11 protein-coding genes are annotated in these 14,501 nt (G+C 33.9%); 6 read left to right on the plus strand and 5 right to left on the minus strand.

Annotation, left to right across the window (positions count from 1 at the left end):
- From F899_RS12430 to hsdR, 4 genes are all read right to left on the minus strand, one after another.
- Positions 1–1,458, minus strand: a 1,458-nt coding sequence (locus F899_RS12430) for an RNA-directed DNA polymerase (RefSeq protein ID WP_005223105.1), incomplete at its 3' end; no start/stop codon positions are given.
- 15 nt (positions 1,459–1,473) lie between these two features.
- The gene (locus F899_RS12435; RefSeq protein ID WP_004814628.1) at positions 1,474–3,891 is read right to left on the minus strand and encodes a restriction endonuclease subunit S; all 2,418 of its coding nucleotides are present in this window, start codon (positions 3,889–3,891) and stop codon (positions 1,474–1,476) included.
- A gap of 15 nt (positions 3,892–3,906) precedes the next feature.
- Positions 3,907–5,382 carry a type I restriction-modification system subunit M gene (locus F899_RS12440; RefSeq protein ID WP_005223108.1) on the minus strand — a complete coding sequence of 492 codons (1,476 nt, stop codon included), beginning with the start codon at positions 5,380–5,382 and terminating at the stop codon, positions 3,907–3,909.
- 53 nt (positions 5,383–5,435) lie between these two features.
- Positions 5,436–7,814 carry an EcoAI/FtnUII family type I restriction enzme subunit R gene (gene hsdR / locus F899_RS12445; protein WP_004814624.1) on the minus strand — a complete coding sequence of 793 codons (2,379 nt, stop codon included), beginning with the start codon at positions 7,812–7,814 and terminating at the stop codon, positions 5,436–5,438.
- Between the two features lie 519 nt (positions 7,815–8,333).
- On the opposite strand from hsdR, the gene F899_RS12450 reads away from it, so the two are divergent.
- Positions 8,334–8,588, plus strand: coding sequence for a hypothetical protein (locus F899_RS12450; RefSeq protein ID WP_004814619.1), 255 nt, complete (start codon positions 8,334–8,336; stop codon positions 8,586–8,588).
- A 79-nt stretch (positions 8,589–8,667) separates the two neighbouring features.
- Here F899_RS12450 and F899_RS12455 read toward each other — a convergent pair whose 3' ends face one another.
- A complete protein-coding gene (locus F899_RS12455; protein WP_004281769.1) occupies positions 8,668–8,880 on the minus strand; it encodes a helix-turn-helix domain-containing protein in 213 nt (70 codons plus the stop codon).
- 168 nt (positions 8,881–9,048) lie between these two features.
- Between F899_RS12455 and F899_RS12460 the strand changes: the two genes are divergently transcribed.
- Genes F899_RS12460 through F899_RS12480 form a run of 5 tightly spaced genes read left to right on the plus strand, consistent with a single transcriptional unit; the run spans position 9,049 to position 13,736 of the window.
- Positions 9,049–9,324, plus strand: a complete 276-nt coding sequence (locus F899_RS12460; RefSeq protein WP_005223111.1) for a hypothetical protein — start codon at positions 9,049–9,051, stop codon at positions 9,322–9,324.
- Positions 9,321–10,253, plus strand: coding sequence for an IS5 family transposase (locus F899_RS12465; RefSeq protein WP_004811110.1), 933 nt, complete (start codon positions 9,321–9,323; stop codon positions 10,251–10,253). The genes F899_RS12460 and F899_RS12465 overlap by 4 nt, the downstream gene beginning before the upstream one ends.
- Entirely contained in the window at positions 10,243–10,791 is a 549-nt protein-coding gene (locus F899_RS12470; protein ID WP_005223113.1) for a hypothetical protein, read from the plus strand. The genes F899_RS12465 and F899_RS12470 overlap by 11 nt, the downstream gene beginning before the upstream one ends.
- The gene (locus F899_RS12475; RefSeq protein WP_004814610.1) at positions 10,784–11,722 is read left to right on the plus strand and encodes a TniB family NTP-binding protein; all 939 of its coding nucleotides are present in this window, start codon (positions 10,784–10,786) and stop codon (positions 11,720–11,722) included. The genes F899_RS12470 and F899_RS12475 overlap by 8 nt, the downstream gene beginning before the upstream one ends.
- A gap of 4 nt (positions 11,723–11,726) precedes the next feature.
- Positions 11,727–13,736: a TniQ family protein gene (locus F899_RS12480; protein WP_004814607.1), complete on the plus strand. Its 2,010-nt coding sequence runs from the start codon at positions 11,727–11,729 to the stop codon at positions 13,734–13,736.
- Positions 13,737–14,501 lie beyond the last annotated feature (765 nt).

A 14,501-nucleotide genomic window follows, 5' to 3' on the forward strand; every position in this document is an offset into this window, starting at 1 on the left:
AAGTTTACGGAGCTCGGCCGACCTCACACCCAAGTTGTCACTTAAATTTAAACAACTTAGGAAAGCTCTATCTTTAAAATCTTTATGCAACAAAGCCTGTCTTAACTGTAAAGACCAACTTAATCTTCTTATGGTTAAACCGTCTGCACGTCGTAATGTATCCGCATTTTCACCAACACTTCCAGCAGCGGATAGGACCTTTGCAACTGTCGATTTATCCAATTGGTCAGGAGAAGGCATCAAACGATGTTCACTTGAAAGCTCATAAATATCTTTTTCGATACTATCAAGTAAATCTAATCCCATTTGCCCCTGTAAAATAAACAATTTTTGCTTGTTAGATTGCAAACGAATTTGGGTTTTATTATTTTTTAAATATGGTTGATTGATTGACCAATTATTAGTTTGATTAGCATCTTGTACTAAAACTTTACTTCCTAAACGCTCCCTTAAAAACTTCATCAATTTGTCACTATTTGTTATATTTCCAGTATCTTTTAAGACTAAGAACATATCATCTACATAGCGACCATAATGTATTGGAGTTAATTTCTCATTAATCAATTTATCCCACTGATGCAGTATCATATTAGAAATGATTCTACTAGCAGTTAAACCTATAGCTAATCCACCCGATATAGTTTCAGAATGATCTGAAATTTTTTTTGAAAAATTAACAGCTTCTTCAGCCCATTTTGTTAAAAAAATGGCTAACTGTTTAGTAAATAAAACTTCTTGGTTATTAAGCTCTAGACCAAAAGAATCACGAAGTTTTTTAGAAGAAATAATTTTCGGATCTATGTAATGATAATAACTTTTAAGATCCAAAGAGACAGCTATCACGCTATTATCTTTTTCTAATTCCTCTCTTATCGCATTTAACCCATCATTACGCCATTTTTGGTATGGTTGAAAATAAGGTAAAAAAGAACCTGTCGCACTAATATGGAAAGGCTTATACGTACTAATAGGAGAATCATTGTCTATTCGCTTAAGCCTTGCACCATAACAAGAATCTGTTAACTTTTCATCAAACTTCTCTCCAATCATATTAATCCATAAAGCAGAAATAATATGAGTTTCTACAGGGAAATCTCCTATTATTCGAAAAGATGGTTCCAATTTATTTTCAGAAAATAAATTATCTAATATTTTTTCAGGATTTGAGAAATGTACATGCCCTACAGAAGACGTATCTTTCTTTTCAATTTTTAATTTTTTTGGAACAACTCGAAAATCACCTAATAACCTTTTATTTACCTTAAATCCCTTCTCCTTCTTGAGTTGTGTGAGTAGATTATTCAAATTTTTTAGTAAATTTTGTTCATATCTTGCAAATTTTACAGCAGTCGGAAATGTATTTTCAAAAAAACAGTCTGCTTTAGCTTTTCTATAAGCGACTAATAAATCTTCTAGTTGAAGATTCTCCCACCCTCTGAAATTTGCTTGATAAGACATAATATCCCCTTTTAATTATACTAATGGTGTTATCAAATGTGTCTTCATCCAACTTAAACCATTTAACACTTCAGCTCTACTAAACCGTTTCTTCTCATCAGACCATGCATAAAAGTCTTTCAGAAGCTGCTCTTCGGTAACAGATGACTTTTTTTCTAACAAACGTAACCAGCAAGCAAAGAGAGTTGCTACAATTTCTATATGATCAGACTTACTCGTTCTAAAAAGTCCTATTAAATCATAAATTTCAGATACATCTTTAGCAAAATACCTATTAAATGCTGATCTATGATCATTACATCTACTGAGAGGTTTGTACTTTAAATTACGATCGGAATCATAACTAAACCATTCACGATCTTTAAACTGTTGATCCAAATAACGAGCCATAACTGGATCATACGGACCAGCAGCATGTTGTTTAAAATCAGCAGCCAACTCCATATATTTTAGTTGTTGGCATAAGTAGATTATTTTTTGTAGCTTTAAATGACCAAAAGTTGGTTCTGTATGCAACTGAAATGTGATTTCAGCAGCTAAAGATAAAAGTTTTATATCATCATCGATGCTTTCATCTGTAAATAGATCAATTTGCTCAGTAACTTCTTGATTCGAATGCTTAAAAACCTTAATTGGCTTTTCAAACTGTATTATATTACCTTCTGTTTCAGATTCATTATTATCATTTGAATCAAGCAATGCGTTAGCAACCAAACTATCTGCGAAATGAAGTTTCGTTTTTTGGAGTTTTCTCAAAGAAACTTGCAGAGAATCTATTATAGAGTTTAATATTTCAACCTTCTCTATAATACGCTTTTGCTCAGCAAATGATGGTAAAGGAATCAAGAATTGAGATAATTTTCCAATACTTAAGCCTTCTCTGGATACACCAACTTGCACATCCATTACAAGCTTTTGAATGTAAGATGAGCGTAAAACCAGATGCAAGAAAGATGCTAGATCTTTATGAATACTTCTAACAATCGTTACATGCTGACTAACATTTGCAGTTTCAAAATCAGTTGCCACTAATGAACATCGGCCTATTGAACCACCTGTTATATTAAATAACAAATCATTAGCTTGTACATGAGTCCCTGACATTTTTTCATGTGTCGTTTCAGAGATAAAAGCAACATCATCTAATGCCAAGCCATCATTCCAAACATTTTGTGAGCGTAAAAAGGGAATGCCTGAATCTACATATACCTCTTTGCCACCTTTTGGTGTACTTCCTGCACCAATTTTTGAAGTCAAAGAATCTAGTCGAGCCCAAACCCAGTTATGAGGAATCTCATATTGCTTTTCTTCGGCACTTATTTCAGGCAAAAGCTTTGACCTCTTAATCTTCCCTTCTTTTACTAATTTCGCTTTCTCTTCAGCAATTTGGTTTAGCAACTCACTTGCGGGTTCATCATTGGAGTCTTGTTTTACCAACTTACCCATTACAGCTAACTGCAAAATCGTTTGTTTTAGCTGTTCTACACTGTATTCAGTGATAAATAATAGATCAAAATTTTCTGAAATACGTTGCCAATTCTGTTGAAACTCATCAACATCGGATGAATTAGTCAAAATATTCAATAATGTAGCAACTAATTGATCATGTGCTTCTGAGCTTAAATTTTGCTGTTGTTCGAGTTGATCACACAGTTGTATTAGCTCATCCACTTTAGCAACTATACGTTGTTGTTCTTCAAAAGGAGGTAAAGGGAATGGGAAAAAACTTACAAACTCTTTAGGCAACCGTTTTTGACCTGCTGTTCCAGTCATATACTGCTCACCTAAAGATAGAAAAGTAGGTGATTTAAAAAAAATTAAAACATATTTAGATTCTAAATATTTTATAGGTCTAACAATATGAAGCTCTGTTGTACCTGCACCAATATCATTTTCTAAACCTTCAAAAACACATGCCTTACTGTTTTCAAAGCAAGGGGTAATTTTTGCTATTCCGATATCATTACTTTTAAAATGAGTAAATCCCTTTTTAATATCTTTCCATTTCTTTTTTTCAGATAAATGCTTACCACTATATATTTGAGGAATTAATGTCATTGGAATAAAACTAGCATCGACATCCTCATCCTTTACCTGATTTCTAGGATTGATATAAGAGATGCTCAATAGGTTTGTTAGACACCAATTTGATGGTAAATTCTGAAAAGGAGACGCATAATCCACTACTTGACAATTATTTTTGTATTCAATAATTTGAGATACTTCTAGAATAATTTTATCAGCATTTTCATTTTCATTTTGCTGTGTTAATCGACCTCTTATTGCACAATCAAAAATTAATTCGCGCAGTTTCTGGACACCATAAATTGAATTACTAGAACCTGAACTACGTCCACGTCCTGACTTTTTCTCTGTTTCTGCTGTTAACCAAATGTCTAAATGCTCAGTAATGAGTTTTTTAACGTCTGTCATCTTACTCATCCTGAATTATTGACCTAAAGCTTCATCTAAAATTGCTTTTAATTGCTGACGAATTTTAGCAACCTCAGCCTCAAGGCTCTCATATTTAGCCAAAAGCTCTTTAGGGTCTTTTACATCCTCTTCAACTTGATGCGGATTTTTTATATCAAGGTTATAGCCGCGACCAATAATATCTTGAAGTGATACTTTCCATGCCTGTTCATTTTCTATACGACTTGCAAAGCCATCACTTTCTTTCCCCCACCATGCTTTTAAAGTGTCGAACTCCTTAAGCTGAAGTGGTTTAGTTTTATTATAAGCTTTTACACCTTGTGGTAATTGATGCTCATAAAACCATACATGTTCTGTTTTCTTACCTTTGGTAAAGAACAAGATATTGGTACTAATCGATGTATATGGTGCGAATACAGACTTAGGCAAACGAACAATCGTATGTAGATTACAATCTGCCATCAATTTTTCTTTAATAGCTGTTTTGATGCCCTCTCCAAACATAAAACCATCAGGCAATACCACCGCTGCACGACCATGTGCTTTTAAAAGCTGAATGATCAACACCATAAATAAATCGGCAGTTTCACGAGTCTGGAATTTTGAAGGGAAATTCTTCTCAATGCCTTGTTCTTCAGTACCACCAAATGGAGGATTAGTCAGAACTACATCTACACGTTTATCTGTTCCCCATGAAATCAAAGGGTACGATAAAGTGTTGTCTCTACGGATTTGTACAGGTACATCAATACCATGCAGAATCATATTGGTTGTACATAGCAAATGCGGCAAAGGCTTCTTTTCAATTCCATAAATACTATTTTGTAATATCTTTTCATCTTCAGCAGTTTGAACATAGTTTTCACGCTTATGTTCAATTGCAGAAGTAAGAAACCCACCTGTACCACACGCAGGATCAAGCACAGATTCACCTATTTGAGGATCGATCATCTGCGCCATAAAAGTTGTGACTGCACGTGGGGTATAAAACTCACCTGAGTTTTTGGCAGCCTGTAAATCACGTAATAACTGTTCGTAAATATCACCGAAGGCATGACGTTCTTTAGATTTATTAAAATCAAAGCCCTTTTGAATCTGGTTAATGACTTTACGAATCAAACCTCCAGATTTCATATAGTTATATGCATCAGCAAATACATTTTGTACTACACGAGCGCGTGGATCATCATTTTCAACAGCTAGATTTTGTAATGCTGGGAACAATTCATTGTCGATGAAATCTTTAAGCTCATCTCCTGTCATACCTTCATCATTCGCAGCCCAATTGCGCCAACGAAATTTTTCAGGAATCGGAGATTTAAAAGTTGTCCCTTCCAATAAAGCTAAAGTTGCTAGTTCATTCTCTCGATCATCAACAACCTTAAGGAACAACATCCACACCAACTGCCCAAGACGTTGCACATCACCATCAACGCCCACATCTTCACGCATGGTATCTTGAATGGATTTAATTGTTCCTGAAATGCTCATATTACAACTGCATTAAACTTAAAAATTTGGCGGCAATTGTATCAATCCAGTGATTAAGATGCATCCTCATATAAATGATCTCCTAGCTCTTTTAAAGCATTTGTATATGCTTCAACCGACCCAAATGACTGAATAATTTCAATGATTGATCCCATTTGGTTAAAAGGCGGAATTTGTAAAATCTTTACATCTTCAATTGGCTCAATCCCCTGATCTGCGTATTTATCCAGTAAGGCATCTAATACCTGACGAGCCTGATCATTATATTTGGTGAAATAGTTGCGTTTACGTACATTATTAGCACGTTCTTTTTTAGTCAAAGCAGGCTGATCGAAAGCAATATGACAAATCATATCGAAAGGATCAAAATCTTTACCAACCTCATCCTCTAATGCTTCAAAAATTACGCCCTGCTTTTTGAACTCATCAATAATAAGTGACTTTTTATCAGTACCTTTCCATTTTCTTAAAAATGCATCTAAAGACTCATAGTCTTTTAAAATATGCTGACGTGTATAATCTTTCAGAGATTCAGTCACCAGTTTTCCATCATTATCATAAAACTGAACCCGCTCTCCAATCACATTAACAGCAACATCGTTTACATAGAATTTTCTCGGTGGTTCACCATCACCTCCACCAGTATCGTCACCACCAGAAGTACCCCCTATTGTTGAATCATCATCAGGATAATCTGTATCATCACCTTCATCTCCAATATCTGGCTCATCAGGTGGTACTACAGGTTCATCTGATTTAGGTTCATAAATGACAACAGGCTCACCATCAAAAGCTGGATCACTAAAAAGCTCTGTAGCTTTTTTGAAATCCATAATCGTAAACCACGTTTTTCCGAACTCTTCATTGATACGCGTACCACGACCAATCATTTGTTTAAATTCAGTCATAGACTTAATATGCTGATCAAGCACAATCAATTTACAAGTCTCTGAATCCACCCCTGTGGTCATCAATTTGGAGGTTGTTGCTATAACGGGATAACGTTCTTCGGGATTAATAAAGTTATCTAGTTCAGCCTTACCCTCTTTATCATCGCCTGTAATACGCATGACAAATTTACGGTTTTCTTTAACTCGCTCAGGATTCAAATTAACCAATGCTTGACGCATCCGTTCTGCATGATCAATATCATCACAAAACACAATTGTTTTGGCATAAGGATCTGTATTAACTAAAAACTCTGTAATTTTTTGAGCAACAATTTCTGTACGACTCTTTAAAACAAGCCCTTTATCCATATCTTTAAGATTATAGATGCGATCAGTAATTTCATTACCATGTTGATCTTTCTTTCCTTTTTCTGGTCGCCATCCTTGTAGGTCTTTATCTAGATCGATACGCACAACTTTATAAGGTGCAAGGAAACCATCTTGAATCCCTTGTTTCAAGGTATATGTATAAACAGGATCACCAAAATATGTGATGTTTGACGTGTCTTTAGTCTCTTTTGGAGTGGCAGTTAAACCAACATGAGTAGCTGAACTAAAGTATTCTAAAATTTCACGCCATGATGAATCTTCTTTTGCACTTCCTCGATGACATTCATCAATCACAATTAAGTCGAAAAACTCAGGACTAAACTGCTTATAAATATTTTTTTCTTCTTCCGAACCTGTTACCGCCTGATAAAGAGAGAGATAAATTTCATAACTTTTATCAATCATACGCTTAGAAATTTTAGTCATGTGCTGACCAAAAGGTTTGAAATCTTTGTTTTTGGTTTGGTCTACTAAAATATTTCTATCAGCTAAAAATAAAATCCGTTTTTTCGCACCAGCTTTCCATAGACGCCAGATAATTTGAAAAGCTGTATAGGTTTTTCCTGTACCTGTTGCCATAACAAGCAAAATGCGATTTTGCCCACGCGCGATTGCTTCAATTGTTTTATTAATTGCATTAACTTGGTAATAACGAGGCATACGTCCTGATCCATCGTCATAATATGGGTATTCAACAATTTGTTTAGATTCAGGGGTAGTCAAACCATTATATTGCTCATACAGCTTCCATAATCGCTCAGGGGAGGGAAATTCATCTAATTCTAGTTCTTGTTCAACTTTTCCAAATAATCCCGTTTGGTCATGGAATAAGAAGCCATCACCATTACTTGAAAAAACAAAAGGTACTTGTAAACAATCAGCATAAGCTAAAGCCTGCTGCATACCAGACCCCAGACTATGATTATTATCTTTAGCTTCAATAACTGCTAAAGGAATATTCTTCTTATAGTAAAGAACATAATCGGCACGTTTTCGCTCACCACGAGTGTGTAGCTTCCCACGTACCATGATTTGACCATTGGTAAAAGTTACTTCTTCACGAATTTGGTGCGCAGTCCATCCAGCTTGTTCTAAGGCAGGATTGATAAATTTACTACATATATCTCGTTCAGATAGTTTCTTCTTATCCATTCTAAAACCATGTATTTGATTCTTATAATTAGAATAATGAATTTTGGAAACTATTGATAGTTAATCAATAGGTTAATAATTTCAGTATATGAAAATGATTTATCCTTAGAACAGCTATGTAATGAAGTTTTGTGAGTAACAAAAATGAATTGAAACAATACACAATTAGATAGCCGACGGCCTAATAATACATTGGAGTGTACACCAAAAATTGGAGATATTATTAAATACATTCTATCTCATGAAAGAACTCAAAGAAGTAATTCATTACAGTAAAAACATGTTGGATCTTTTTTTATTTTTCAATTTATTAGGAAATTTGAAAAAAATTTCATAAAAAACATGCCAATTTGCGCATCAACAGTAAGCTATTCATAGGCATGGCAGGTATGTTGTTGATAAGATGACAGTCTAGGAATATTTATTTAATTATTTTTATAATTAAATGGGTGACGGTAACCCTCCCAAAGGATATGAATAACACTATTAACCCAATTTAATCGATTTAAGGTTTTAGATATGACAATTGAAAACCCAGAGAACGAACGTGAAATAGCTAAAGCTGCCGCTCTTGTGCTTCAGAACCGCTTTATTGAAGTTACACGTACTAGAACAGTACTCTATGTAAAGAATGATATCGTATGGAGTAAAGCTCCCAATAGCGAACCTGTATTGGTCAAAAAGTTATCCGGACGCAATCCAGATCTTGCGAAAAGGTTTGCTGGCCGAGGGACTTACAAAATTAAAAAACGTGGTAATGATTTTATTACCTAATAGTAGTCTATCTTTGAACGCATACTATTCATATTCAAGATAGATAATTATAAAAATAATAGTAAAGCTAGAAGCCTCATTAGTCTTTAGGCAGCAAATCATGTGGTGCAACTTTAAGTATTTGTGCAATCTCATAGAGCTTTAGTACCGTGATATTTACTTCTCCTCGCTCAATACGTCCCACATAACTACGATCGATATTGCAAAGTAATGCTAATTTTTCTTGAGTAATTTTCTGCTCAATTCGACAATTCCGAATAGCATGTCCAATTTTCTGTGCTAAATCGTTCATAAGTTCTATTCCTATAAAGAATAGAACTATTCATTTTTGAGGACTAAGTATCCACGGCTTATAATCCTCATAAGCATTAGATTTTAAAATTTTATATTTAAAAATAAAACCTTAAATAAGACAGAAAAACGGATTATAATCCCCTTTATTTTTACGTATTACCTTTAAATGATTGAAATTAAGCACCCTCTAAAAGAGCAGTTTCTTGTAGTTATTGAGAATGGCATTCTCTTATTCTTGTTCAAACCTAAAGATCTTTGGATACGCTTTGAAGGTGCTCCTGATGCACTAAAATGGCAAACATATTCTTTAATTAAACAATTATTGAAATTTGGCTACTTAAGAAAAGAATATGACGATGAAGGAAATCAATTTTATTCAGAAACGGCTTTGTTGCACAAAGCTGTTCTTAAAGACTCCTTCGGCAATATAATTTCCAAATGAAGAAGCCTACACACAAAATCTACCGCACAACCAATTGGCCCGCATATAACCGAGCTCTCATTAATCGTGGGAATATTGCCATTTGGTTCGATCCAAAAACACAATGGTATGCAGAACCTCAAGGCAAACAAGGTCGAAGTCAAACCTACTCCGACATAGCGATTCAATGCTGTTTGATGATCAAATCTCTATTTAGACTCACTTTACGCATGGTTACTGGTTTTGTTCAAAGCTTAATTAAACTTTGCGGATTAGATTGGACAGCACCAGACTTCACGACGCTTTGTAGAAGACAAAAGTATATTGATATTCAAATTAACTACCAGAAAAGTCGTGATGGGTTACACCTACTCGTCGACTCTACGGGTTTAAAATTTTTAGGTGAAGGCGAATGGAAGCGTAAGAAGCATCAGCCTGAATACCGTCGGCAATGGCGTAAACTGCATATTGGTATAGATGCTGAAACACTGCAAATACGTGCCGTTCAGCTTACGACAAATAATGTCAGTGATTCACAAGTACTTGGTGATTTACTCGATCAGATTCCTCAAGATGAGCATATTGACTCCGTTTATACCGATGGTGCTTATGACACAAAGCGGTGTCGCCAGTTGATCACAGATCGAAATGCCCATGCGATTATTCCACCCAGAAAAAATGCGAAGCCTTGGAAAGATACAAAAGTTCATTCGCTAGAGCGAAATGAATTACTTCGCACTGTTAAACGTTTAGGCAGGACACTATGGAAAAAATGGTCGGGCTACCATCAGCGAAGTCTGGTAGAAACCAAGATGCACTGCATCAAATTATTAGGCGATAAGCTCAGTGCTCGGAATTTTGATAGCCAAGTCAACGAGATTCATGCACGTGTGGCCATCTTAAATAAGTTTACGGAGCTCGGCCGACCTCACACCCAAGTTGTCACTTAAATTTAAACAACTTAGGAAAGCTCTATCTTTAAAATCTTTATGCAACAAAGGCACATTAAATCATCGTTTCAAAGATAAAGTTACAATCTATGTAAATCAACTAGATTTAAGCTCTATTTATATACAAGACCCATTTGATAAAAACAATCTGATTCAAGCTGACTCAATTTATCCAGAAGCGACTAAAGATTTGACTTTAGCTGAATGGTTAGAAGCAAAGGAAATATTGCGTGAAAAGTATAAATCTGATCCAAACGAAATCAAAAATGAAGAGCAGTTATATCTAGCACGCCTAAATTTTTTATTAAAAATCCAAACACTGAACAATCAAAAGACACGATTTAGGCAAGTCAAAAATGACTTGCAAATGATGATTAAGCAGCAAGAAGATCGGTTAAATCTAGCAAATTCAAACAATGACGAGATTGATATCCTCTCACACACAAATCATATAGAAGAGATCAATCATCTTACATATGACAATTTACCTCCAAATTTAACTGATTTTTTCTATGAGGAGGTTAATCTTGATGAATAGTAATAAAAATATTGAAACTCTCTCTAAGTTAAGGAACTTTATTTGTCATCATTCTGACTTTTCAAAAGCTTTAACGTCTATTGATGAATGCATGCAAATGAGTTACATGGAAAATCGGCCTATTGGCTCCTTGTTACTTGGTGCAGGGGGTGTAGGTAAATCTACTATATGTAAGCTTATCAAAAGTAGACATAAGCCTTATAAATGTATAGAGGATAACTTTGAGAAGTTGATAGTACCGGCTTTTTACTTTCCTGTTCCTTCACCAATCACTATTAAGAGCCTAGCCATTCGAATGCTTGAAGAGCTGGGATGTACCGATCATAAAGGTACAAGTGAGGAGTTAAACTATCGATTACGCATTCTCTTAAAAGAATGTAAAACACAACTTATCATGCTTGATGAATTTCATCATATTTATAGCTCCAGTGCCCAAAAGAATAAAACGTCTGAAAATGTAGCCAACTGGATTAAAACATTAGCTGATGAAACTAAAATATCTATATGTTTAGTGGGGCTACCTTCTATTCAAGATAATCTTTTTATTGACAGTCAACTAGCTCGCAGATTTTCTTGTGTCTTACAACTCAATGCATTGACTTTAAATAAGTATGATCAATCCGGGACTCTTATTCCCTTTTTGCAACAGACTTCTCTGTACATAGCCAAGAACTTTAATCTTAGTTTTGATCCCGAAATTTTCTCGACAGATTTATCTAAGCGCATATTTTTAGCTACTAGTGGCTTCCAGGCCTATGTTATGCAGCTTATACATCAAAGTTGTCTAAATGCACTAAGCAAAAATCATACGGTTGTTTCAATGAGCGACTTTCATACTGCTTATGCCTTAAAAAGTATCTTATATAAACCTATGACCAATAAAGATATTTTCTTACTTAACCCTTCTCAAATTACTGAAATCCTAATTTAATATCATGAAAAAATTATCTCTTTCTCATACTCCAATTCCATTTGCTGATGAATTTTTAGCAAGCTTTCTCCTTAGAGCTTCATATATAAATGGATATGAATCTCCTAAGCAAATGCTAAACAGGGCAGGTATTCCCATCTATGAGGGATTTTATGATTCGTTATTTACCAATGAAGATAAGTTTAAGCAAGTTATTGAACGGTTGGAGCTTTCACATGGTCTACTAGATCTGGTAATAAAAAAAACTCCTCCAACATTTCAAAATTTCTTCTGGACAAAAACTCAAGTAATTCATCATAAATTACTTGATATTGGCCTCAATAAATTTTGTTCGTCCTGCTTAGAAGATAAGGGGTATTGGAAGAAAAATTGGTTATTAACCCCTTTAACAGTTTGTCTAGATCACCATATTGATTTGATAGAAAAATGCCCTGAATGCGACAATCCATTAGGAACTAGCCGAAAATCATTATTTGAATGTTCAACTTGTACTTTTGATTTACGTAAGAGCCAAAAGCAGCAATCTACATTAGAAGACCTCCAGATTAATACATGGTTCTTAGATAGTTTCTTGGGGACTGATGAAAATTTTAATGAAATTTTTTTTGATATCTGGACAGCTTTATCTAAGTATTTTTCCAATTTAGAAATATTAAAAAGCCAATCTTATATTTTAAATTTATGTCATGAGTATTTTCATAATGAGGATAAATTTATTTCTAGCCTTATAAATGAAATCAAAAGCTACCTAGACTATGCTCATCCAAGAATTCAACTACTTCCCTTTTTAGAAAATAAATCTAGATTTAAACCTACTCTCGATAAAATCCTAAGTTATTTTGGAGATTATAACTCTCCTTCCTCAAAATGTATTCAACGGAAATTTAATAAGAAAGAAGCTACTCATATACTTGGGGTTAGTTTTGCAGCATTTCATAAAAGACTGAAGGCGGGAGTTTTATATCACGATCAACTCAGTGTAAGTGATAGAACTAATTTTCTTGCTTCTATACTTGAGGAATGGCTAATCAATGAAAAGAAAAACATCAATGGCACCTATACATATCATCGTCCACCACCACAAGCCGATGAATCTAATGATTATTTTTCTATTCCAGAAATTATGGAAATACTAAATATTAACAATCATAATGCACGTTTATTTCTTAAAATACCAGATATTCCAGCCACAAAAAAATATGTCCATCGTTATACACAGTCTTGTCTTTCCAAAGAATTTGTTAATGATTTTCATAAAAAATATATTTTTCTAAGTCCACTTGCTGACTACTTGGACGTTTCGCATCTTACACTGAGAGCCAAGCTTTCAAGTTTAAAAATTGAACCTATATATATAAACAAACTTTATCCAGCCTATTATGCAAGAAAAGATATTCAGCATTTAGATAAGTCAATGATTGAAAATATAGTTACTTATAAAAATAATACAGGGCGTAAAAAAGTTGGAACTGTAGATAAGAGTAAATGTGATGCTTATGTAAGCCTAAATGAAGCATCTCAACTTCTAGGTATTTCCTCATTACAAACAGCTCAACTTATTCAACATAAATGGCTTCAAGTAGAAAATTTAGAGATACGCCCGTATCGTATCCCAAGAAGAAGTATCGACAAATTAATTCAACAAAAGAATGACCCTACATATGTTGATATAGAGGTGGTACTCAATGCATTAGATTGCTCATATGACCAACTTGAAAAAAATTGGATTATGACAGGTCATTTAAAACTTCGACATATTGGATATTGGCGGTCCTTCTCCAAAACTGAGTTTGATAAAGCCTTGAAGATTCACCAAGAGTATTTTACAGCTTCAGAGGCTAATGACTATTTAGGTATGCATCGCACGCATATGACTAATCTAGTAACTCAGGGATTAATTAAGCCTAAATTTCATGGCAATAAATTTTATTCGGTCCGATTATTCTTACGTGAGGACGTTGAGAAATTACTCGAAGCCGGTTATGGCTATAAAAGTAATCAAAAAAAATCTTGACTTATGTGTCAGAGATTCTCAGAAAATCTTAACTTATGTGTCAAAACCTCGTTAAGATTGAATGTCAAAAAAACTAATAAATAATTGATTTATTTAATTAAATAAATCTCACATTATCTGTCATTTAACGAACATCACGCGACACATAAGTTATCATTGAGAAAACCGCCATTCATGGCGGTTTTTTATCAAGTCTCATATTAATTTTAAACAATTAAAACTTTATGGGTTTTGCAAAATCAATAACTACTTGGACATCTATTCTTGTTTTATCGGGACATTTTTTCCTGCTTTAGATTTAAATTAGATTACATAAAACCGTGGAACATTGGTTAATAAATAAGCATGGAACATGAGTAATCAATAAAAAGCCGTTCCAGTGGACTAAATCTAAGAATAGATTATAGTAAAATACTGATTTTTAATTAAAAAAATTAAATAATTTCGTATAACGTGTATTATGTTAATTTTAGGAAATCTTAAATTTAGATAATATTTATCAATGTCATTAAATTGCAAATTATTGGATAAACTGCCCCCTATTCTTGTCCATGGTCTACCAGTCATTTTCATTTCTAGAATGTATTTAAATAATCTTGCGGAAGTTATATGAAAGCTACTCTATGAGCATCTTTTCTCTTTTTTAATAAAGATTAAACTCTTGCCTTTATCAGTCAGTGTAACGTGATAGCGAATAAACTGGTGTTCATATAAACTCTAATTATACTGAGAGCTTTTGATTTTTTTAAATTTTTGCCATTCATA

This window comes from Acinetobacter sp. CIP 101934, assembly GCF_000369585.1.
Classification (GTDB): domain Bacteria; phylum Pseudomonadota; class Gammaproteobacteria; order Pseudomonadales; family Moraxellaceae; genus Acinetobacter; species Acinetobacter schindleri.